General features: G+C 68.9%; 19 protein-coding genes. 16 read left to right on the top strand and 3 right to left on the bottom strand.

Features of this window, described 5'->3' with window-relative positions; all coding sequences use genetic code 11:
* Positions 1-46 precede the first annotated feature (46 nt).
* The 8 genes from AC1DBX_RS15855 (at position 47) to AC1DBX_RS15890 (ending at position 8191) form a co-directional block, all read left to right on the top strand.
* Positions 47-835 (top strand): PP2C family protein-serine/threonine phosphatase, encoded by a 789-nt coding sequence (locus tag AC1DBX_RS15855; RefSeq protein WP_476932199.1) that lies wholly within the window; start codon positions 47-49, stop codon positions 833-835.
* Between the two features lie 53 nt (positions 836-888).
* Entirely contained in the window at positions 889-1611 is a 723-nt protein-coding gene (locus AC1DBX_RS15860) for an MFS transporter (protein ID WP_476932200.1), read from the top strand.
* Between the two features lie 27 nt (positions 1612-1638).
* On the top strand, positions 1639-2070 hold the full coding sequence (locus tag AC1DBX_RS15865) for an MFS transporter (RefSeq protein WP_476932201.1): 432 nt from the start codon (positions 1639-1641) through the stop codon (positions 2068-2070).
* Positions 2071-2190: 120 nt separating this feature from the next.
* Entirely contained in the window at positions 2191-4446 is a 2256-nt protein-coding gene (ligA, locus tag AC1DBX_RS15870; protein WP_476871588.1) for an NAD-dependent DNA ligase LigA, read from the top strand.
* Entirely contained in the window at positions 4443-5279 is an 837-nt protein-coding gene (locus AC1DBX_RS15875) for an inositol monophosphatase family protein (protein WP_230009240.1), read from the top strand. The genes ligA and AC1DBX_RS15875 overlap by 4 nt, the downstream gene beginning before the upstream one ends.
* 112 nt (positions 5280-5391) lie before the next feature.
* Positions 5392-5895 (top strand): GNAT family N-acetyltransferase, encoded by a 504-nt coding sequence (locus AC1DBX_RS15880; protein ID WP_476932202.1) that lies wholly within the window; start codon positions 5392-5394, stop codon positions 5893-5895.
* Positions 5896-6009: 114 nt separating this feature from the next.
* Positions 6010-6393, top strand: coding sequence for a RidA family protein (locus AC1DBX_RS15885; RefSeq protein WP_476849359.1), 384 nt, complete (start codon positions 6010-6012; stop codon positions 6391-6393).
* 82 nt (positions 6394-6475) lie between these two features.
* Positions 6476-8191 carry a SulP family inorganic anion transporter gene (locus tag AC1DBX_RS15890; RefSeq protein WP_476932203.1) on the top strand — a complete coding sequence of 572 codons (1716 nt, stop codon included), beginning with the start codon at positions 6476-6478 and terminating at the stop codon, positions 8189-8191.
* A 28-nt stretch (positions 8192-8219) separates the two neighbouring features.
* Here the strand turns inward: AC1DBX_RS15890 and AC1DBX_RS15895 are convergent, their stop codons facing one another.
* Together AC1DBX_RS15895 and AC1DBX_RS15900 are read right to left on the bottom strand one after the other, a co-directional pair.
* Positions 8220-8891 carry a response regulator gene (locus tag AC1DBX_RS15895; RefSeq protein WP_223914086.1) on the bottom strand — a complete coding sequence of 224 codons (672 nt, stop codon included), beginning with the start codon at positions 8889-8891 and terminating at the stop codon, positions 8220-8222.
* A complete protein-coding gene (locus tag AC1DBX_RS15900; RefSeq protein WP_476932204.1) occupies positions 8884-10638 on the bottom strand; it encodes a sensor histidine kinase in 1755 nt (584 codons plus the stop codon). The genes AC1DBX_RS15895 and AC1DBX_RS15900 overlap by 8 nt, the downstream gene beginning before the upstream one ends.
* Before the next feature lie 169 nt (positions 10639-10807).
* Here AC1DBX_RS15900 and AC1DBX_RS15905 point away from each other — a divergent pair, with 169 nt between their 5' ends.
* The 4 genes from AC1DBX_RS15905 (at position 10808) to gatB (ending at position 15837) form a co-directional block, all read left to right on the top strand.
* On the top strand, positions 10808-12289 hold the full coding sequence (locus AC1DBX_RS15905) for a CitMHS family transporter (RefSeq protein ID WP_476871585.1): 1482 nt from the start codon (positions 10808-10810) through the stop codon (positions 12287-12289).
* Between the two features lie 176 nt (positions 12290-12465).
* On the top strand, positions 12466-12762 hold the full coding sequence (gene gatC / locus AC1DBX_RS15910) for an Asp-tRNA(Asn)/Glu-tRNA(Gln) amidotransferase subunit GatC (RefSeq protein ID WP_026537696.1): 297 nt from the start codon (positions 12466-12468) through the stop codon (positions 12760-12762).
* 4 nt (positions 12763-12766) lie between these two features.
* Positions 12767-14332 carry an Asp-tRNA(Asn)/Glu-tRNA(Gln) amidotransferase subunit GatA gene (gene gatA / locus AC1DBX_RS15915; RefSeq protein WP_476932205.1) on the top strand — a complete coding sequence of 522 codons (1566 nt, stop codon included), beginning with the start codon at positions 12767-12769 and terminating at the stop codon, positions 14330-14332.
* A complete protein-coding gene (gene gatB, locus AC1DBX_RS15920; RefSeq protein WP_476871584.1) occupies positions 14332-15837 on the top strand; it encodes an Asp-tRNA(Asn)/Glu-tRNA(Gln) amidotransferase subunit GatB in 1506 nt (501 codons plus the stop codon). The genes gatA and gatB overlap by 1 nt, the downstream gene beginning before the upstream one ends.
* Positions 15838-15840: 3 nt before the next feature.
* Here gatB and AC1DBX_RS15925 read toward each other — a convergent pair whose 3' ends face one another.
* Positions 15841-16749, bottom strand: a complete 909-nt coding sequence (locus AC1DBX_RS15925) for a LysR family transcriptional regulator (protein WP_018774590.1) — start codon at positions 16747-16749, stop codon at positions 15841-15843.
* Positions 16750-16929: 180 nt separating this feature from the next.
* Here AC1DBX_RS15925 and tdh point away from each other — a divergent pair, with 180 nt between their 5' ends.
* The 4 genes from tdh (at position 16930) to AC1DBX_RS15945 (ending at position 22443) form a co-directional block, all read left to right on the top strand.
* Positions 16930-17976, top strand: a complete 1047-nt coding sequence (gene tdh, locus AC1DBX_RS15930; protein ID WP_223914081.1) for an L-threonine 3-dehydrogenase — start codon at positions 16930-16932, stop codon at positions 17974-17976.
* 97 nt (positions 17977-18073) lie between these two features.
* Entirely contained in the window at positions 18074-19285 is a 1212-nt protein-coding gene (locus AC1DBX_RS15935; RefSeq protein WP_476932206.1) for a glycine C-acetyltransferase, read from the top strand.
* Between the two features lie 765 nt (positions 19286-20050).
* Positions 20051-21199: an NAD(P)/FAD-dependent oxidoreductase gene (locus tag AC1DBX_RS15940; protein WP_476932207.1), complete on the top strand. Its 1149-nt coding sequence runs from the start codon at positions 20051-20053 to the stop codon at positions 21197-21199.
* 11 nt (positions 21200-21210) lie between these two features.
* The gene (locus AC1DBX_RS15945) at positions 21211-22443 is read left to right on the top strand and encodes an amidohydrolase family protein (RefSeq protein ID WP_476932208.1); all 1233 of its coding nucleotides are present in this window, start codon (positions 21211-21213) and stop codon (positions 22441-22443) included.
* Positions 22444-22479: the final 36 nt, after the last annotated feature.

The raw sequence follows: 22479 nt of genomic DNA on the forward strand, positions 1-22479 counted from the left end.
CCCCCGCGCACCAGTGAAGCCGCGCACCACTGTATTGAGGACCGCCATGAACCCATCGCCAGACGCCCCCATCCCGCCCTCGGACGGAAAACAGGGACCGCTACTGCGCTGCGGGTACGGCACGGACCGGGGACTGCGCCGCGAGGCGAACGAGGACTCCTTCATTGCCGCTGACCCCGTCTTCGCCGTCGCGGATGGCATGGGCGGGCACGAGGCCGGCGAAGTTGCCAGCAGCATCTGCGTGCGCACCCTGGCCGAGCTGCCACAGTCCAAGACCGGCAGCCGGGATGCGACGGCGGACATCCTGCAGGAGTACCTGCTCATGGCCGACGCGGGCATTCGTCACGCCACCGGATCGCGTGCCGGAACCACCCTGTCCGGCGTCGTGGTGGTGGAACAACAGGACGTTCCGTACTGGCTTGTCCTCAACATCGGGGACTCCCGCACGTACCGGTACAGCCACGGCCAGCTCGCCCAGATCAGCGTGGACCATTCCGAAGTCCAGGAACTCCTCGACACCGGCCAGATCACCGAGGCCGAGGCCGCCGTGTACCCCCGCAGGCACGTGGTGACACGGGCGCTGGGAACCGGGGATGACTCCGAGGCCGACTTCTGGCTGGTTCCCCTTGAAGACGGCGACCGGATGCTGGCCTGCTCCGACGGCCTCAACGGCGAACTCAGCGATGAGAAGATCGCCGGCATCCTCGCGGCCGAGGCCGACCCCCAGGCGGCCGTGGACGAACTGATCCAGGCGGCCTTGCGAAGCGGCGGCCGGGACAACATCACGGCGATCGTGGTCGACGCCCGGACTGCAAACGCGGACGAGCCAGCCTGACCTCGCGGTCGGCGTCAGACCGAATTCGCGGTTCGTCCCTTAGGATCGCGGGCATGGGGACTAAACCGGATCGAAGGAAAGCAGCGGGCACTGCCGCAACCCTGATTGGAGGGTCCGCGGAAATAATGGACTTCCTGATCCCGCTCTGGGGCGGCATTGAACTCGGCGTCGGGCCAAGCGCGATCGGAGCCCTCGTCGCCCTCGAGCTCGTCGTCTCGGTGATCGCACGTCCGATTTCCGGCTGGCTGGTGGACACCCGGGTGCGAACGACAGCGGCTGCGGCCGGAGCCGTGCTCTACGCGGTGAGTTGCGTCGGCTACGCCGTCGCGACGTCGCTGCCGCTCGCCTTCGCCGCTGCAATTGTTGGCGGTATCGGCGGCGCGTTCTTTTGGATTGCGGTCCGGGCAATCGCGGCCGAGTTCCTCGATCGCGACTCCGGCTCGCTGGCCGGGCTGCTGTCCTCCGAAGCACTCGGATCGTGGTTCTTCTGGATTCCAGCGATGGTCCTGCTGCCTCTGACCGGCTTCAGCGGGGTCTTCGGGACCCTCGCCGTTGCCTGTATTATCGCCGCGGTCCTGCTGCTCCGCGTGCCAAAGTTCCTGGCGCCACCGCAGGAGGAGCCGTTGGACGGGTTCCGGGGCGAAGGCAGGCGCCTCGCCCCGCTGCTGCTGATCGCGCTGATGACCGCAGTCGCCGAGGCCGGTGTGTCGCTGCTCCTGCTGCTTCACCTGCAGAAGGCGCTTGAGCTGGAGGTCTACCAGATTGCACTCATCTAACTGCCGGGCGGCATCGTGCTTACGGTTATGCCACGAGCGCTGCACCGGTTCGTTGAACGGCGGGGCCGGCGTACGGGATACGTCCTCGCGTCCGTCGCGTCGGCACTGACTGCGGCCGGCCTCGCGTTCACGCCCAGCCCGCTCGTGATCGCCGCGCTCTGGGTACTCACGAGTGCCTCATGGGCGATCTTGCTGCCGATCCAGCGGGCAGTCGTAGCTGAGGTCAACCGGCACCGCGTGGGCCGCGGCATGAGCCTGCTGACCAACTCCGAGATGCTCGGGGCAGCAGCCGGGTCGCTGCTGGCGGGTCTGCTGTACGACGGTGGATCGTGGCAGCTCTCATGCCTGATCTTCGCGGGCATCATCCTCAGCGGAATCGTCCTTGGCCCACTCGCGCTCACGAAACTGGGCGTGCGCGACCGCCCGGCCGCCGATCTGGCCGTCGTCAACAGCGGCTAGCACGGCTCTCCACCGGCGCAGAATTCGTCCCCGGGCCGGGCGAGGTGATCACCTGTTCGATCTGTGGCCGGACCGGACCCTGGACCGGACAATGTCGGGGATCTAGGGCAGGATAGGTCTGTGAGCACAGGGAAGACCGCAGCAGAGACCGCAGCAGGGACTGAAGAAGCAGCCGAAGCAGCCCCCGGGCACGTCACGGACCCTCAAGGCCCCGACGGGCAGGTCCCGTCCGGGGACATCCGCGCGGAGTATGAAGACCTTGTGGAGCAGGTCCGCAAGCACCGCTTTGCGTACTACCAGCAGGACGCGCCGATCATCTCCGACGCCGAGTTCGACGAGCTCTACCGTCGGCTGGAAACGCTCGAAGCCATGCATCCGGAACTGGTGGCCAACGATTCGCCCACGCAGGAAGTCGGCGGCGAGGTGTCAGCGGCGTTTGCCGCCGTGCAGCATTTGCAGCGCATGTACAGCCTGGAGGATGTCTTCTCGCTCGAGGAGCTGGAGGCCTGGATGGTCAAGGCCGAGGCGGGCGTCGCCAAGCTCGGCAACGGCGGGAACCCGCCGTCGTGGCTCACCGAACTGAAGATCGACGGCCTGGCCGTCAACCTGCTCTACCGCGACGGCGCCCTGGTCCGGGCCGCAACCCGCGGGGACGGCACCACCGGCGAGGACATCACGCACAACGTCCTGACCATCAAGGAAATCCCGCAGCAGCTCAGCGGCACCGGCTTCCCGGCGGAGGTGGAAGTCCGCGGCGAAGTCTTCATCCCGTCGCAGGCCTTCGCGGAATTCAACGAAGCCCTGATCGAGGCCGGCAAGGCGCCGCTGGCCAACCCGCGCAACGCCGCCGCGGGTTCGCTGCGGCAGAAGGACCCCGCGGAAACCGCCAAGCGGCCGCTGCGGATGTACGTCCACGGCATCGGCGCCCGCGAGGGTCTCGACACCGCCAGCCAGTCCGAGACCTACCGCAAGCTGGCCGAGTGGGGACTGCCGACGAGCCCGTATTTCGAGGTCCTGGCCGGGCTTTCCGACGTGCTCGAATTCATCAAGCGCTACGGCGACAAGCGGCACAGCCTTACCCACGAGATCGACGGCATTGTGATCAAGGTGGACGACTTCGCCACCCAGCGGGCCCTGGGCTACACCACCCGGGTGCCGCGCTGGGCAGTGGCCTACAAGTACCCGCCCGAAGAGGTCCATACCAAGCTGCTCGACATCGCCGTCAACGTCGGCCGCACCGGCCGGGTCACCCCGTACGGCGTGATGGAACCGGTCAAGGTTGCCGGCTCCACCGTGGAGATGGCCACCCTGCACAACCAGGAAGTGGTCAAGGCCAAGGGCGTGAAGATCGGCGACATTGTGGTGCTGCGCAAGGCCGGAGACGTGATACCGGAAATTGTGGGCCCGGTGCTGGCGCTGCGGGACCAGCAGGACCCTCCCGTCCGCGACTTCATCATGCCCACCGAATGCCCCGCGTGCGGCACGCCGTTGGCCCCCGGGAAGGAAGGGGACGTGGACATCCGCTGCCCCAACTCCCGGTCCTGCCCGGCGCAGCTGCGCGAACGCGTCTTCCACCTTGCCGGCCGCGGCGCCTTCGACATCGAGGCCCTCGGTTGGGAAGCCGCCATCGCACTGACCCAGCCGGCCGAGCCCGCGGAGCCGCCGCTGACCACCGAGGCGACATTGTTCGACCTCACTCCGGAGCAGCTCGCGGACGTCCGTGTCCGCCGGGAGAAGCGCTCCAAGGGCGCCGGCACAGGGGAATTCGAGCTGGTGCCCTACTTCTTCACCAAGGCCACCACCAAGACCCCGTCCAAGCCCACGGCCACGACGGACAAGCTCTTCCGGGAGCTGGAAAAAGCGAAATCCCAGCCGCTGTGGCGGATCCTGGTGGCCTTGTCCATCCGGCACGTCGGCCCGCGGGCCTCTCGCGCCCTCGCCACCGCGTTCGGCAGCATGGACGCCATCCGGCAGGCCTCCGAGGAGGAGCTCGCCCACGTGGACGGCGTGGGCCCGGTCATCGCCCAGGCGCTGACTGAATGGTTCGCCGAGGACTGGCACCGCGACATCGTGGACCGCTGGGCGGACGCCGGCGTCCGGATGGCGGACGAACGCGACGAGTCGACGCCCAGGACGCTGGAGGGGCTGACCGTGGTGGTGACCGGGAGCCTCGAGGGCTTCAGCCGCGATGAGGCCAAGGAAGCCATCCTGATCCGCGGCGGCAAGGCGGCCGGATCGGTGTCGAAGAACACCAGTTACGTGGTGGCGGGCGAGAACGCCGGCACCAAACTGGACAAGGCCGAGCAGCTCGGCGTCCCGGTCCTGGATGAGGACGGCTTCCGTGCCCTGCTGGCGAACGGGCCGGCCGGCGAATGAGTTCCCACTCCGCGGGTCCTCCCGCACCTGGCGTTCCGGGGCTGCTCGAACTGGCCAAATCGGCCGCCGCGGCGGGGGCCGCCGTCCTGGCCACCCGAAAGACTGCGGCCCTGGACGTCAGCAACAAGGGCGACTCAGGAGACTGGGTGACCGCCTTCGACCTCGCCGCCGAAGCCGCCGTCCGGGACGTCATCACCGCCGCCCGGCCGTGGGACATCATCACGGGGGAGGAGGGCGGCACCGACCTGCCGGCGGAGCCCAGCGGCTACCGCTGGTCCATCGACCCGCTCGATGGCACCACCAATTTCATCCGCAACATCGTCTACTACGCCACCTCCGTGGCGGTGGCCGACGCCGACGGCGTCTGGCTGGCCGGCGTCGTCAGCGCACCGGCGCTGGGACGCACCTACTACGCGTCCCGCGGCCAGGGCGCCTGGCTCCAGGATCAGGGCCAGGTGACCGCCCTGTTCGGCCCGGTTCCCGGACGGGCCGGCCAGATCCTGGCCACGGGCTTCAGCTACGATCCCGGCGTGCGGGCGGAACAGGCCGCAGGCCTCGGCAGCCTGATGGACGGCTTCGCCGACATGCGCCGGCTCGGGTCCGCGGCGCTGGACCTGTGCCTCGTGGCGGACGGCACGCACGACGCCTACGGTGAGCGCGGGCTCAACGAACACGACTTCGCCGCCGGGGCCCTGATCGCCGAGGAGGCTGGCTGCTGGGTGCGCCGGCCGCGGCTCACCAGCCCCCTGGCCGGCGGCCCCTCCGACGACGAGCGCCTGGCCGCATGGACGTGCGCCGGTCCGCTGGAACTCTCCGGCAAGTTCCCGCTCTAACGTCGTCCCGCCGGGCCGGCTCCACGCTTGTCAGATGCGCCTGAGTGATAGTTCAGTCACGGAAACGGCCTTTCCGGGCAAGGCCCGGGCCGGGCGCCCGTACCATTGACAGGTGCCTTTGCAGATCCTCATTCGCCCCGCCGTTCCGGCCGACTTCGACGCCATAGCGCGCATCACCCGGGACGCCTACCTGGCGGCGGGCTACTTTGAGAGCGCCGACCACCCCTACATGCAGCAGATCCAGAACGTCGGGCAGCGCGCGGCGGCCGCGACGGTTTGGGTCGCCGAGCGTGAGGGCCGGATCCTCGGCTCCGTGACGCTGGCGGTCGCCGGCGAGCCCTACGCGGACATCGCCTTCAGCGACGAGCTCGAGTTCAGGATGCTCGTGGTGGACCCCTCCGTGCAGCGCAGCGGTGCCGGCAAGGCCATGGTCCAGGCCATCATGGAGCACGCCAGGGCCCTGCCCGGTATTCACGCCGTGGCCCTCACCACGGGCGAGAGCTGGGAAAGCGCCCACGGCCTTTACCTGAAGACCGGCTTCGTCCGGGCGCCGGAGCGCGACTGGCTCGTGCCGGGCACGGACATCAAACTGCTCGTTTACCGCCAGGAACTCTAGCCGGGGCGGTGGCCCCGCGCAGGTCCGCCGACACAAAGCAACCCGGTTTGGCGGCCCGGCCGTCCGGCGCCCTACAGTTGTGCCGATCCCTGCGGCAACTGCGAAAGGCCCACCATGCGCAAGACCTTCGGTACCGGCTCCACCTGGGAACAGACCCTCGGCTATTCCCGGGCTGTCCAGGTGGACAACACCCTCTACATCTCCGCGACCGCCGCCAGCGGCGAGGACGGAATCGTGGGCGAAGACTTCTATACCCAGACCAGCTACATCCTGCAGAAGCTCGGCGCCGTGCTGGCCGACGCCGGCTTCGGTTTCGAGGACGTGGTGCAGTCCAAGCTGTACCTGACGGACATCAGCCAGTGGGAAGAGGCCGGCCGGGCCCACGGCGAGGTCTTCGGCGACATCCGCCCCACGCTCTCCCTCGTTCACGTGCTGCCGTTCCTGGATCCCAAGATGCTCGTCGAGATCGAACTCGTCGCCCAAAAGAGCGCCGCCTAGGGCCAAAGCGACGCTTGCCTGGGGCGTTGCGGGGGCCGGGGGGACTCTGGCGGAACCGCCGGACTTGGAGTATGAAGAGCGCATGACCAAGGCACCCGGGCAGGGGCCCACCAGGATCCCCCTCATCGGCCAGTTCCGCTCCTATGACCGCTCGTGGCTGCGCGGCGATCTGATTGCCGGGGTCACCGTCGCGGCCCTGATCGTTCCGAAGAACCTTGGGTACGCAGGCATCGCCGGGATTCCGCTGCAGAACGGGCTGTATGCCGCGGCCGCCGGCGCCATCGTGTACGCGATCTTCGGCACGTGCCGGCAGATCTCGATGGGCCCGAGCTCGGGCCTGGCGGCGGTGGCCGCGAGTGCCGTGCTCGCGGCAGGCATCACCGGCGAACAGGATATCGCCTCGTTCGTTGCCGGAATCACCCTCGCCTCCGGGATCCTGTTCCTGATTCTTGCCGTCTTCAAGATGGGCTGGATTGCGCAGTTCCTCTCGAAGGCCGTGGTCACCGGCTTCCTTTTCGGCGCGGCGATCGACGTCGTGATCGGGGAGCTCCCCAAACTCACCGGGACCGAGGTCACCGGCTCCAACCCGCTCCAGGAGCTGTGGTCGTGGCTGGGCACCCTGGGCGAGGCGCAGCCGACCACCGTGGTGGTGGGGGTCATCGCGCTGGCTGTCGTCTTCGGGCTGAAAGCCATCGCTCCCCAAGTCCCCGGCGCCCTGGTCCTGGTGGTGGGCGGACTGGCGGCGGAGGCGCTCTTCGGTCTCGGGGCCAAAGGCGTGGCCCTGGTAGGCGACGTACCCAGCGGGCTGCCCTCGCTGCAGGTCCCGGACGGCCAGCTCATGTGGGACCACGTCGGCACCGTGGCGCTCGCGGCGGTGGCGCTGGTCCTGATCGGTTTCTCCCAGACCGCCGGGGATGCGAGGGCGTTCGCTGCCAAACACCGCTACCAGATCGACATCAACCAGGAATCCATTGCCCAGTCAATGGCCAACATCGCCTCGGGTCTCTTCAAGGGGATGCCCGTCTCGACGAGCCTGTCCGCGAGCTCGCTGAACGACCACTCGGGGGCGAAGACCGGACTGGCCTCCCTCACCTCCGGGATCACCGTCCTGCTCACGCTGCTCTTCCTGGCGCCGCTGTTCTCGATCCTGCCCAAGCCCGTGCTGGCGGCGCTGATCATCGAGGCCGTCGTCATGGGCATGATGAACGTGCCCGAGCTGCGGCGGCTGGCCCGCGTGCAGAAGTTCGACTTCTGGATTGCGGTCGCGGCGATCATCGGGACCCTCATCTTCGGCGTGCTGGCGGGCGTCGTCATTGGGATCGGGCTCTCGCTCATCTGGCTCGTCCGGGTGGCGACCCATCCGGAGATGCCCGACCTGGGCCGCGAGCCCGGTACCCAGGTCTTCCGCGACGCCGGTGAGCACCCCGGCGACGAGACCGTTCCCGGCATTGCCGTGATCCGGTTCGACGGCGGCCTGTTCTTCGCCACGGCCGATGCACTGGAGGACCGCCTGCGCGACGTCATCCAGTCGACGCCGGGGCTCACCGGGATCGTGCTCGACTGCGGCGGGATCAACTTCGTCGACTCGCAGGGGGCGGCAAAGGTGGCGGACATCGTCATCCTCGCCCGGGAGGCCGGGGTCAACCTGCGCCTGACCCGGCTGAAGCCCGCGGTCCGGGCGGTCCTGGATCGGGACGGCGTGATCGAGCGCATCGGGGCGGACATGATCCACGGCAACATCCACAGGGCCGTGCAGGCGGAGCAGGCGGCGGCACAGAAGGAGCCCGACGGCGCCTAAGTTGGCTTCGCTGCTTGTGTCGCGGCGCCTAGTGGCCGGCCGGGGCGGGGATTCCGTAACGGTGCTCGGGCCGCCCGGTGGTGCCGTAGCGCAGCTGGATGTCGACGGCGCCGTCGTCCGCCAGCGCGGACAGATACCGCTGGGCGGTGGCCCGGGACACGCCGACCCGGGCGGCGACGTCGGCGGCCGAATACTGCTCGCCCGGCACCAGGGATTCCAGCACCGCGGCCTCGGTGGCGGAGCGGGGACGTGCCGAGGCGACGACGTCGCCCGGGATCAGGGCGCGCTTGGCGCGCTCCACCGTCTCCTGGCTGACGGAGCCCGGCTGGGCCAGGATCCGGCGGTAGCGTGCATAGGAGCGCAGCTGCTGCGAAAGGGATTCGGCTGTGAAGGGCTTGAGCAGGTAGCCCAGTGCCCCGCGGCGGAACGCGAGGCGCAGCGAGGCCGTGTCCGAGGCCGCGCTGAGGATCACGGTGTCGACGTCCAGCTGGTGCAGCAGGTCCAGGCCCGAGGCGTCCGGCAGGTAGACGTCCAGCAGCACCAGGTCCGGGCGGAGGCTGTGGATGGCCTGCAGCGCCTGGGACGCCGAGCCGGCCGGCGGCAGCGCCAGGAAGCCGGCCACCGAATCCACATAGGCGGCATGCAGCTTGGCGACGTGGAAATCATCGTCGACAATCAGCACCCTGAAATCCTCAGACATCGTTGTCCTCCCGGTTTGCTTCAGTGATTCCAGGTTCGGTATTTCCCGGCAGCGTTGGCCCCGGTTCGGTGGTTCCCGGCAGCGTGGCGACGAAAACGGCGCCCGGGCCGCCGGGGGAGCCGGCCTCGAGCACCCGCACGTCTCCGCCGCGGCGGCGCGCGAGCTGCCGGGACAGCGCCAGCCCCAGGCCCTGCCCTCCGCCAGGGCGCGCGGGCCGGACCGAGGTCGTGTAGCCCTCCGCGAAGACCCCCTCGGTCTCGGCGGCTGTTATTCCGCCGCCCAGGCCGTCGCCGGAATCGGCCACCACAATGTGGAGTGTGCCGGCGCCTCCGTTGATGCCCGGTTCGTCCAGCACTTCGACTTCCACCCAGCGCTCGGCCGCGGAACCGGCGACGGCGGCGTTCACGGCGTTGTCGATCAGGTTCCCCATGACTGTGGTGACGTCCTGGGGTTCGGTGACGTGGCCGCGGACCACGGATTCCGGCCCGAGGCGGAGGCTCACGCCGCGCTCGTCCGCCTCGACGCCCTTGGCACCGAGGAAGGCCTGCAGGTAGGGGTCCTGGAGCAGCTCGGCCTGGTCCACCGGGAATGCCAGCGGCCCGGTGCCGGCCAGTTTGGCGAGATAGTCCTGGGCCTGCTGGGGCTGGCCGATGCTCATGAACCCGGCGATCGTGTGCAGCTGGTTGGCAAACTCGTGGCGTTGCGCCCGCAAAGCCGCGGACATGGTGCCGACGGCGTCGAGCTGGCGGGTCAGCTGCTGCAGCTCGGTCCGGTCCCGCAGCATCACCACCCAGCCCAGGTCCTCGCGGCCGTGGAGGGCCTTGCGGGCGCTCACCACCAGCACCTGGCCGCCGGCCACGAGTTCCACCGCCTCGCCCTCGGCCGCATCGGCCCGGGTCAGGGCCTTGAGCTGCTCCGGGACCGGTGCGGCGGCCCAGGCCGTGCCCGCGAGGTCCGGGACACCGAGCAGCCGCTGGGCGGCGGCGTTGAAAACGCTGACCCTGCCGTCGGCCGAAACGCCGATCACGCCGTCGTCGACGCCCTGCAACACGGCCACCTGGTCGTGCACCAGGGTGCTGATCTCCTCGGGTTCGAGCCCGAGGGTCAGCCGCTGGAGCCGACGCCGCAGCAGGAAAGAGGCGAGCACGCCGGCCAGCAACGCGCCGGCGGCCGTGACGGCGATGGGGATGATGTCCCGGGCCAGGCTTTGGCTGATCGTCTCGGTGGAGTAGCCCACGCTCACCTCGCCAACCACCGCCGTCGAGTCCGGGGCATACACCGGGACCTTGGCGCCGGCGGACGGGCCCAGCGTGCCCGTGTTCCGCGTGGTGACCTCCCGGCCCGCGAGGGCGTCCGAGGGGTCGGTACTGACCTTTTCGCCCAGCCGCTCCGCGTCGGGGTGCGCCAGCCGGATACCGGTCTCGTCCGTAATGACCACGAACAGGGCCCCGGTGCGGGTGCGGGCACCCTCCGCGGCAGCCATCAACGGACCGGCCAACAACTCGGCGGCCGGGGGAGCGGCGGGAAGAGCGCTGATGGACTGGACCTCTGCCCGCACTGAGGGGTCAGAGGCCACCGTCCGGGCCAGGGTCAGCGCCTGGTTCTCCGCCTCGCGGCCCAGCCGGTCATAGCTCAGCCAGGCGTGGACGGCGCTGCTCAGCAGCACCACCAGCGCCACGACGCCGAGCTGCAGCAGCAGTGTCTGGGTCGAAAAGCGCAGGGCCGGCAGAGCTGTGCGGCGCTTCATCGGGCTCCTGCCTGGGGTTGGTACGGACGTGAGCAAAATGCGCAAAATGCATCCAATAAGCAGTATGCCAATCAATTGAGCCAAAGGCCCAGTCGTGACGGGCGCCACTCTAACGTCTGTAGTGCGCATCACACCGGAGTGGTGTCATTCAACGAAGAAGGAGCCGGCCGTGCTGGTATTACTAGGATTCGCCATGATCGCGGTATTCATGGTGCTGATCATGACGAAGAAGTTGACGCCGGTGCTGGCGCTCATCATTGTTCCCACAGTCTTCGGGCTTTTCGCGGGCGCGGGCCTCGGGATCGGCCCGATGGTCATGGACTCCATGAAATCCATGACCTCCACCGCCGCGCTGCTGATGTTCGCGATCATCTACTTCGGGCTGATGATCGACGTCGGGCTCTTTGACCCCCTGGTCCGGTTCATCCTGCGCAAGCTCGGCAACGACCCCGCCAAGGTGGTCCTGGGCACGGCCATCCTCGCGGCAGCGGTCTCCCTCGACGGTGACGGCTCCACCACCTTCATCCTCACCACCGCGGCGATGCTGCCGGTCTACCTGCGGCTGAAGATGAGCCCCGTGGTCCTGACCTGCGTGGCCGGCCTGGCCAACGGCACCATGAACATCCTGCCCTGGGGCGGCCCGACCGCCCGCGCCGCCTCCGCGCTGAAGCTCGACGTCAACGATGTCTTCGTGCCCATGGTCCCGTCCCTCATCGCCGGGCTCATCGTCGTGCTGGTCTTCTCCTGGCTGCTCGGCCTGCAGGAACGCAACCGCCTCCGCGCCGTCGCCCCCGAGATCTGGGGTGTCCCGGATACAGCCGCAGCCTTCGACGGCGACGCAGACGGCGCAGCCGGCGGCAGCGCGGCCGGCGGTACCGGAATCCGCCGCGGCCGCAAGGGCCCCGGCGCCTCGCCCGCCGGGCTCTCCCCGGAAGGATCGTCCGTTGCAGTGCTGGAGCGCGCCGATTCCCTCGTTGACGACCGCGACTCCGCCATGGCCGACACCGCCCTGGACCCCAACCGCAAGACCCTCCGTCCCAAGCTGTTCTGGTTCAACCTCGGCCTCACGGTCGCGGTCATGGTGACGCTCGTCGCCAACGTCATTCCGCTCCCGTTCGTCTTCATGGTCGGCTCCGCCATCGCCCTGCTGGTCAACTTCCCCAAGGTCAAGGACCAGAGCGCCCAGCTGATCGCGCACGCTCCCTCGATCGTCGCCGTCGTCAGCATGGTCATGGCCGCCTCGGTCCTGACCGGCGTCCTCAACGGCACGGGCATGGTCAAGGCCATGTCGGAATGGCTGGTCCAGATCATCCCGTCCGACATGGGTCCGCTGATGGCCGTGATCACCGGCGTCCTGAGCATCCCGATGACGTTCTTCATGAGCAACGACGCCTTCTACTTCGGCGTCCTGCCGGTCCTGAGCGAAACGGCGGCCCACTACGGCGTCAGCGCTGCCGACATGGCCCGTGCTTCCATCACCGGCCAGCCCTTCCACCTCCAGAGCCCCCTGGTCCCGGCCATCCTGCTCCTGGTCTCCCTCGCGAAGGTGGACCTGGGCGACCACCACAAGAAGGTCCTGTGGCGCACGGCCGTGATCTCCCTGGTGATGCTCGGCGTCGGAGTGCTCACCGGAGCCATCGGCATCGGCTAACCACTCCCAACAACACCAACCAACGCGGGGTCACTTACGGCCCATTCGGGACCTCCGGATGGACCGTAAGTGACCCCGCGTTGTTTGTGGTCGTCGTTCCAGGCGGCGGACAGTAACCACCGTCCAACCCACGTAGACTGGGACGGAAAATTATCCATACCTTGCAGGGGAGATCCATGGCTGCGATCAACCGCGACGACGTCGCGCATCTCGCGCAACTCGCGCACATCGAGATGAGTGCTGAAGAGCTGGACAGGATGGCCGGCGAACTCGCCGTCATCGTGGATTCAGTGAAGTCCGTCAGTGAAGCCGCCGGTGATGACGTCCCGGCCACGTCCCACCCGATTCCGCTGACCAATGTGTTCCGCGAGGACGTCGTGGGCCACACGTTTACGGCCGAGCAATCCCTCTCCGGTGCCCCCGACGCGTACGAAGGCCGTTTCAAGGTCCCGGCAATCCTGGATGAGGACTAAGACCATGACTGAGAACAACGAACTGATCCGCCTCTCCGCCGCCGCGCTCGCCGAGAAGCTGGCCGCCCGCGAGATCACCGCCGTCGAGGTCACCCAGGCCTACCTGGACCGCATCGCCGCCGTCGACGGCAAGGTCCACGCCTTCCTCCACGTCAACACCGACGAGGCGCTCGCCGTCGCCGCCGAAGTGGATGCGATCCGCGCCGCCGGCGGTGCCGCCGCCGAAGGGCTGCACGTCCTCGCGGGCGTCCCGATCGCCGTCAAGGACCTCATCGTCACGATCGGCCAGCCCACCACGGCCGGCTCGAAGATCCTCGAAGGCTGGCACAGCCCCTACGACGCCACCGTCGTCGAGCGCCTGCGCGCCGCCAAGATGCCGATCCTGGGCAAGACGAACCTCGACGAATTCGCGATGGGCTCCTCCACCGAGCACTCCGCCTACGGGCCCACGCACAACCCGTGGGACCTGGAGCGCATCCCGGGCGGTTCCGGCGGCGGCTCCGCTGCCGCCGTCGCGGCCTTCGAAGCCCCGCTGGCCCTCGGCACGGACACCGGCGGATCCATCCGCCAGCCCGGCGCCGTCACCGGCACGGTCGGCGTCAAGCCCACCTACGGCGGCGTATCCCGCTACGGCGCCATCGCCATGGCCTCCTCGCTGGACCAGATCGGCCCGGTCTCGCGCACCGTTCTCGACTCGGCCCTGCTGCACCAGGTGATTGGCGGGCACGATCCGCGCGACTCCACCTCGCTGCCGGACCCGCTCGAGGACCTCGTGGCCGCGGCCCGGACCGGCAACGTCGAGGGCATGAAGATCGGCATCATCAAGGAACTCCACGGCGAGGGCTACCAGGCCGGCGTCGAGAACCGCTTCAACGAATCCCTCGAGCTGCTCAAGGGCGCGGGCGCCGAAATCGTCGAGGTCTCCTGCCCCAACTTCAAGTACGCCCTGGGCGCCTACTACCTGATCATGCCGTCGGAGGCCTCCTCCAACCTGGCCAAGTTCGACGGCGTCCGCTACGGCCTGCGGGTCCTGCCCAAGGACGGTCCCATGACCATCGAGCGGGTCATGGGCGCCACCCGCGCCGCCGGCTTCGGCGACGAGGTCAAGCGCCGCATCATCCTGGGCACCTACGCCCTGAGCGCCGGCTACTACGACGCCTACTACGGCTCAGCCCAGAAGGTGCGCACCCTGATCCAGCGCGACTTCGACGCCGCCTTCGAAAAGGCCGACGTGCTGATTTCCCCGACGGCGCCGACCACGGCGTTCAAGCTCGGCGAGAAGCTCAACGACCCGCTGGCGATGTACCTCAACGACGTCGCCACCATCCCGGCGAACATGGCAGGCGTCCCCGGCCTGTCCCTGCCCGGCGGCCTGGCCGACGAGGACGGACTGCCCGTGGGCATCCAGCTCCTGGCCCCGGCCCGCCAGGATGCCCGCCTGTACCGCGTCGGCGCGGTCCTGGAATCCCTGCTCGAGGCGCAGTGGGGCGGCCCGCTGCTGGAAAAGGCCCCCTCGCTCACTGCTACTTCTGCGGCTGCCGCCGCCTCAAGCCACGGAGGCTCACACTAATGACTGACGCAACCCTCAGCTTCGAAGAGGCGATGGACAAGTACGATCCCGTCCTGGGGTTCGAGGTCCACGTGGAGCTCAACACCAAGACCAAGATGTTCTCCTCCGCGCCGAACGTCTTCGGCGATGAGCCGAACACCAACGTCAACGAGGTGGACCTCGGCATGCCCGGCGTGCTGCCGGTGGTGAACAAGACCGCGATCGAGTCCTCGATCAAGATCGGCCTGGCGCTGAACTGCAAGATCGCCGAGAAGTGCCGCTTCGCCCGGAAGAACTACTTCTACCCGGACACCCCGAAGAACTTCCAGACCTCCCAGTACGACGAGCCCATCGCGTACGACGGCTACCTTGACATCGAGCTCTCCGACGGCACCGTGTTCCGGGTCGAGATTGAACGCGCGCACATGGAGGAGGACGCCGGCAAGCTGACCCACATGGGCGGCGCCACCGGCCGCATCCAGGGCGCGGACTACTCCCTGGTGGACTACAACCGTTCCGGCGTGCCGCTGGTCGAGATCGTCACCAAGCCGATCGAGGGCGCTGGCAGCCGCGCCCCCGAACTCGCCAAGGCCTACGTGGCCGCCGTCCGCGAGATCGTCAAGAACCTCGGGGTCTCGGACGCGAAGATGGAGCGCGGCAACGTCCGCTGCGACGCCAACGTCTCGCTGCGCCCGCACGGCCGCGAACGTTTCGGCATCCGCTCGGAGACCAAAAACGTCAACTCACTGCGCGCCGTCGAACACGCGGTCCGCTACGAGATCCAGCGGCACGCCGCCGTGCTGGACTCCGGCGAGCCGGTCATCCAGGAAACCCGCCACTGGCACGAGGACACGCGGACCACGACGTCGGGCCGGGCCAAGTCCGACGCCGACGACTACCGCTACTTCCCGGAACCTGATCTGGTCCCGATCACCGCGTCCCGCGAATGGGTCGAGGAGCTCCGGGCCACGCTGCCCGAGCCGCCGGCCGCGCGCCGCAAGCGGCTGCAGGCCGACTGGGGCTACTCGGACCTGGAGTTCCGCGACGTCGTCAACGCCGGCGTCATGGACGAGATCGAGGAAACCATCGCCGCCGGCGCCACTGCCACCGTGGCCCGCAAATGGTGGATGGGCGAGATCGTCGGCCGCGCCAAGAACGCCGACGTCGATCCCGGCCAGCTGGGCGTCAACCCGGCCACCATCGTGGAACTGAACAAGATGGTTGAGGACGGCAAGATCAACAACAAGATGGCCTCCGAGGTCCTGGACGGCGTGCTCGCCGGCGAAGGCACCCCGGCGGAAATCGTCGAGAAGCGCGGCCTCGCCGTGGTCTCCGACGACGGCCCGCTCCTGGAAGCGATCGACGCGGCCCTCGCCGCGCAGCCCGGCGTCGCGGACAAGATCCGCGGCGGCAAGATCCAGGCGATCGGCGCGATCGTCGGCGGGGTCATGAAGGCCACCCGCGGGCAGGCCGACGCCGGCCGCGTGCGCGAGCTGATCCTCCAGCGCCTCGGCGTCGAGGGCTAGCCCCTAGCCGCCCACTAAATCGGTCATGATGGTCTGCAGTGCTTCGCAGACCATCATGACCGATGTGCGTTTAAGGTTCTCCGGCCGGGCCAGGACGTCGATCCGGCGCCGGGTGCTGATGCCCTCCAGCGGCCGCAGCACAATGTCCGGGTTCAGCACAGGCCGCGCGGTGTGCCGCGGCAGCAGGCCGATCACGCCGCCGGCCGCCACGAGCGCCGCCACGGTCGAGTAGTCGTTGATACGGTGCACGATGTTCAGCTCACGGCTGGAGACCGCCGCGACGGCGGAAAGCACGTCGGCGGGGGAGTAGCCGGCGCGGCTCGTCACCCACGGTTCGCCCACGACGTCGTCCGCCGTCACCGCGCGCTGGCCGGCCAGCCGGTGCCCGGCCGGCAGCGCCACGTCCAGCGGCTCATGCGCGAGCGGGATCACCGCGACGCGTTCCTCGGGCCAGCGCGGGCTGTGGTCCATCCGGTGCGCCAGGACCAGGTCGTAGCGCGCCGTCAGGGCCGGGAAATCCTGTTGCGCGACGTCCTCGTCGGAGAGCAGGATCCGCGGCTGGCCCGGGCCGTCCAGCAGCCGGGCCAGCGGCGCGAACAATGCCTGCCCGGCGCTGTGGAAACCGCTGAGCGTCACCGGCGCCACCGGTGAGCCGTGGTAGGCGCCGATCGCCATCTTCGCATCCGCCATCGCGCTGACCACCGCGGCCCCGGCGTCCGCCAGCACCTGCCCGGCCTCCGTGAGCACCAGGTTCCGGCCCTCCTTGCGGGTCAGCGGCACCTCCACGGTCTTCTGCAGCGCGGCCAGTTGCTGGGACACGGCCGACGGCGTCACCAGGAGGGTTTCGGCGACGGCCTTGACGCTGCCCAGTGCTCCGAGTTCGCGCAACATCTCCAGCTGGTGGATTTCCATGCCAGCCATTCTATGCAACAGCAATTGCTAATTCGTCGATTGAGAAGAATTCGGTTGTGCTAATGCTTTCTGGTGGGTCTAATGGGGTGAGTTGACCCACACGCCGGCCCCGCATGCGGAACAGAACACGCGGAACAGAACGCGCGGAGCAGGACCCCAAAAGCACAGTTAGGAAGGCCCATGAAGGCTCTCTACAAAGCCGGCGCCCACGCAGGATTCGAGCTCGTCGACCGTCCCGAGCCGGAGACCGGCCCCGGGGACGTCAAGATCCGCGTCATGACCACCGGCATCTGCGGCACGGACCTGCACATCCAGGCCTGGGACGCCTGGGCGCAGGGCATCATCAACGCCCCCCTGATCGCCGGCCACGAGTTCTACGGCGAGGTCGTGGAGACCGGCGAGGACGTCCTGGACGTCAAGGTGGGGGACCGGGTCTCCGGCGAAGGCCACATCGTCTGCGGAATCTGCCGCAACTGCCGCGCCGGCCGCCGGCAGATGTGCATCAACACCGTCAGCGTCGGCGTCCAGCGCGACGGCGCCTTCGCCGAGTACGTGGTGATCCCCGAGACCAACGTCTGGGTCCACCAGGACCCCTCGGTCACCCCGGAACTCGGCGCCATCTTCGACCCCTTCGGCAACGCCGTCCACACCGCTCTGAGCTTCCCGCTGGTCGGCGAGGACGTGCTGATCACCGGCGCCGGACCCATCGGCCTGATGGCGATCGCCGTCGCCCGGCACGCGGGCGCCCGCAAGATCGCGATCACCGACGTCTCCGCGCCCCGGCTGGAACTGGCCCGCAGGCTCGGCGTCGACCTCGCGATCGATGTCTCGAAAATGCGGGTCAAGGACGCCCAGCGCGAACTCGGCATGCGCGAAGGCTTCGACATCGGCATGGAAATGTCGGGACACCCCACCGCGCTGCCTGAGATGATCGACAACATGAACCACGGCGGCCGGATCGCGATGCTGGGACTGCCCAGCCAGTCCATCGACATCAACTGGGGCAAGGTGGTCACGCACATGCTGACCATGAAGGGCATCTACGGCCGCGAAATGTTCGAGACCTGGTACGCGATGAGCGCCATGCTCTCCTCCAACCCTGCCCTGCACGCGAACATCTCGGCCGTGGTCACGGACACGCTGCCGGCCACCGACTGGGAAAAGGGTTTCGAGGTGGCCCGCGCCGGCGTCGGCGGCAAGGTGGTCCTCGACTGGACCGTTTTCTAGGCCCCTTTCCTGACCGCGCGCTTCCGGGCCCCTGCCGGACAGCGCCTTCCACGCACAGCATTCCGCCCCCGCATCCAACCAGCCGAGGAGCCAACCCATGTATTCAGCCATCAAGGACCAGCTGCAGCACGAACTCGATGAGATCCGCAGCGCCGGTCTGTTCAAGACCGAACGGCACATCGACTCGCCGCAGGCCAACCGCATCAAGGCCGGGCAGATCGGCGAGACCGGCGCCGACGTGCTGAACTTCTGCGCCAACAACTACCTGGGCCTCGCCGACCACCCGGACATCATCGCCGCGGCGAAGACCGCCATGGACGAGCGCGGCTTCGGCATGGCCAGCGTGCGCTTCATCTGCGGCACCCAGGACCTGCACCTGGCACTGGAAAAGCGTGTCTCGGCGTTCCTCGGCACCGAGGACACCATCCTGTTCTCCAGCTGCTTCGACGCCAACGGCGGCGTGTTCGAGTCCCTCTTCGGCCCGGAAGACGCCGTCATCTCGGACGCCCTGAACCACGCGTCCATCATTGACGGCATCCGGCTCTGCAAGGCCCAGCGCTTCCGCTACGCCAACCAGGACATGGCGGACCTCGAATCGAAGCTGATCGAGGCCACCACGCAGGAGAACCCGGCCCGCCGCAAGATCATCGTCACGGACGGCGTCTTCTCGATGGACGGCTTCCTGGCCCCGCTCGAAGCGATCTGCGACCTCGCCGACAAGTATGACGCCCTGGTCATGGTGGACGATTCACACGCGGTGGGCTTCATGGGAGCCACCGGTGCCGGCACGCCGGAACACGCCGGCGTCTCGGACCGCGTGGACATCTACACCGGCACCTTCGGCAAGGCCCTCGGCGGCGCCTCCGGCGGCTACGTCTCGGGCCGCGGTGAGGTGGTGGCGATGCTCCGCCAGAAGGCCCGCCCCTACCTGTTCTCCAACTCGCTGGCCCCGGCGATCGTCGCGGCCACGCTCAAGGCCCTGGACCTCGTGGAAAACTCCGGCGAACTGCGCGGCAAGCTCTTCGCCAACGCTGAGCTCTTCCGCAACCGCATGTCCGAGGAGGGCTTCGACCTGCTCCCCGGCGAGCACGCGATTGTCCCGGTGATGTTCGGCGACGCCGTCATGGCCGCCAAGGTGGCCGATGCCATGCTCCACAACGGCGTCTTCGTCACGGCGTTCAGCTACCCGGTGGTGCCCAAGGGCGCCGCCCGGATCCGCGTCCAGCTTTCGGCCGCGCACAGCGCCGACGACGTCGAAGCCTGCGTCCAGGCGTTCGTGCGCAGCCGCGCGGCGGTGGCAGCAGCCTAGCCCGCCTGATCGCCGGGCCGGGCCCCCGCTTTCAGCACGGGGTCCGGCCCCACCCTGCCCGGCCTTGCCCCGGCCTTGCTCGTTCATCCAGGCGTCCTCCTCGGGCTTGTCCGCGGGACATGCCCAGCTCCGGCAGCGAGGACTGGACATAATGCCACTCTGTCCAACGGCCACGACCAGCGAGGGGCATGTCCCTGGCCGGCACGCCGCAACGGGGGACATGTCCAGCCGGGCGGACCCGGGAAGGGCATGTCCCGGGCCTGGCCGCCGCAACGGGGGACATGTCCAGCTCCGGCAGCGAGGACTGGACATAATGCCACTCTGTCCAACGGCCACGACCAACGAAGGGCATGTCCCGTGCCGGTACGCCGCAACGGGGGACATGTCCAGCTCGGGCAGCGAGGACTGGACATAATGCCACTATGTCCAACGGCCACGACCAACGAGGGGCATGTCCCGGGCCGGCCCGCCGCAACGAGGGACATGTCCAGTCGTGCGGACCATGGCAGGGCATGTCCCGGGGCGGTGTGCACAATTTGTCCAAGCAGCCGGGGTTCCAAGAAGGTTGCCGCCAAACTCGGAATCGTGGAGAGGGCATGTGCCGAGAACACCGTGAGCCACTGGATTTCAACGCCCTGGGACCCAACAACGGCGCAGGTGATGACTGTGGGACCCGATTGACGTTGCCCGCCCGGGAGCAGGTTGCGGCAAACGCCGGATACCGGGACGTGATCACCTGACCCGACGATCTGCAAGGATGGGATCATGTCAGCTCATTACGATGTCGTAATTGTCGGCGGCGGGATCGCCGGCCTGTCCCTTGCCTCCGCCTTGGCCGGGCACTGCAGCGTGGCCCTGATCGAAGCCGAGCAGACCCTGGCCTACCACACCTCGGCCCGCTCCGCCCGGCAACTGATTCCCAGCTACGGCCCGCCCGTGGTCCAGGAGCTCACCGTCCGGACGCTCGACCTCATCGCGGCCCAGGACGCCGAACGTCCGGAACCGGTGCTCACCCCGCGCAGCTTCATGCTGATCGGGGACGACGCCACCGTCCGGGCGGAGGCAAGCGGACACATGCAGCGGATCACCCACGCCGAGGCACTGGATCTGTGCCCGGCCCTGGTCCCGGATTCGTTCAGCGCCGCCGGGCTGGACACCGGGTCCTTCGCCTGCAACGCCCCCGTGCTGCTCGAGGACCACCGGCGGCTCGCCGTGGCCGGCGGCGTGGACATCATTACCGGCGCCAGGGTCCATTCCGCCCAGCGGCTGGGCACCGGCTGGGAACTGGGCGCCGGGCAGGAAGGCTTCCAGTCCGCCGTCGTGGTCAATGCCGCCGGTGCCTGGGCCGACGAGCTCGCCGTCCTCAGCGGCGTCGAGAAGCTCGGCCTGCAGCCGTACCGGCGCACCGCGGCGATCGTCGACGTCGAGAATCCCCTCCCGGAAGCCAGCCCGATGGTGGCGGCGGCCGATGACAGCTTCTACTTCCGGCCGGACAACGGCCAGGTCCTGATCTCGCCCGCCGAACACGTGCCGAGCGGGCCCGAGGACGCCCGGCCCTATCCCGGCGACGTCGAACGGGTCATCGCCCGGCTCAACGAGATCACGACGCTCGGGATCCGGAACGTCCGCACGGCCTGGACGGGGCTGCGGACGGAGGCGGCCGACGGCGTCCCGGTGGTGGGGTTCGACGCCGAGGCCACCGGATTCTTCTGGCTCGCCGGCCAGGGCGGGTATGGATTCCAGACCTCATCCGGCGTCGCGGAACTGGCCGCCGGGCTGATCCTCGCCGGCCAGGGCACCGCCCCGGCCCTGACCCCGGCTGTGCCCCTGGCTGTGTCCCCGTCCACCGAGGCCAGTCCGGCATCCCGGACACTGGAGGCGCTGGCCGCAACCCGCTGGTCCATCCGGCGCTGAAGAATGGATCCATGAGTACCCTCATCACCAACATCGCCGAACTGATGACCCAGGACGCGGAACACCGCGTCCTCCGCGACGCGGCGGTGGTAATCGAGGGGGAGCGGATTTCCTGGCTCGGGCCCGCGGCCGACGCCCCGGCCGCGGACGAACGGGTGGATGCCGGTGGCCGGGCGCTCCTCCCGGGCTGGGTCGACTCGCACACGCACCTGATCTTCGCGGGGGACCGCACTGCCGAGTTCGAGGCCCGGATGGCGGGGGAGAGCTACAGCGCCGGCGGGATCGCCGTCACCACCGGCGCCACCCGGAGCACGAGCGACTTCGACCTGACCCGGCTGGCGATGGGCCGCGTCGAGGAGGCCGTGTCGCAGGGCACCACCTACCTGGAGACCAAAACCGGCTACGGCCTGGACCTCGAGAACGAGACCCGCAGCGCCCGCATCGCCTCCACCGTGGCGGACGAGGTGACTTACCTGGGGGCGCACCTTGTGCCCGCCGGGATGGACGCGGAGGAATACACGGAGCTGGTCTGCGGGCCGATGCTCACCGCAGTCCTGCCCTACGTCCGCTGGGCCGACGTCTTTTGCGAGCAGGGCGCGTTCAACGAGGACCAGTCCCGCCGGGTGCTGCTGGCCTGCAAGGCCGCCGGGCTGGGGCTGCGCGTCCACGGCAACCAGCTCGGCGAGGGCCCCGGCGTCCGGCTGGCCGTCGAAGTCGGCGCCGCGAGCGTGGACCACGTGAACTACCTTTCGGCCGCGGATGTCGATGCCCTTGCCGCCAGCTGGTCCGGCTGGGACGCCGCCAGCGGCGGCGGCACGCCTGGATCCGGGCAGCGCGGCACGGTCGCCACGTGCCTGCCGGCCTGCGATCTCTCCACCCGGCAGCCGCTGGCCCCCGGCCGTGAACTGCTCGACGCCGGTGTGCAGCTGGCGCTGGCCTCCAACTGCAACCCCGGCACGTCCTACACCAGCTCCATGGCGTTCTGCGTCACCACCGCCGTGCTGCAGATGCGGCTCAGCGTCCACGAGGCGGTGCGCGCCGCGACCTACGGCGGCGCGCTGGCCCTGGGCCGGGAGTCCGGGAACGACGCCGACGGCGAACGCGCGGTGGGCTCGATCGCCGTCGGGCACCGCGCGGACCTGCACCTGCTCAACGCACCTTCCGCCACGCATCTGGCCTACCGGCCAGGCATCCCCCTGACGCACGCGGTGTGGCGCGCCGGTGTGGCGCAGCCGGTCCGTTAGCCAGCCGGTCCGTTAGCGAGCCGGTCCGCTGACCCG

This window comes from Arthrobacter sp. 10N44_2, assembly GCF_056394385.1.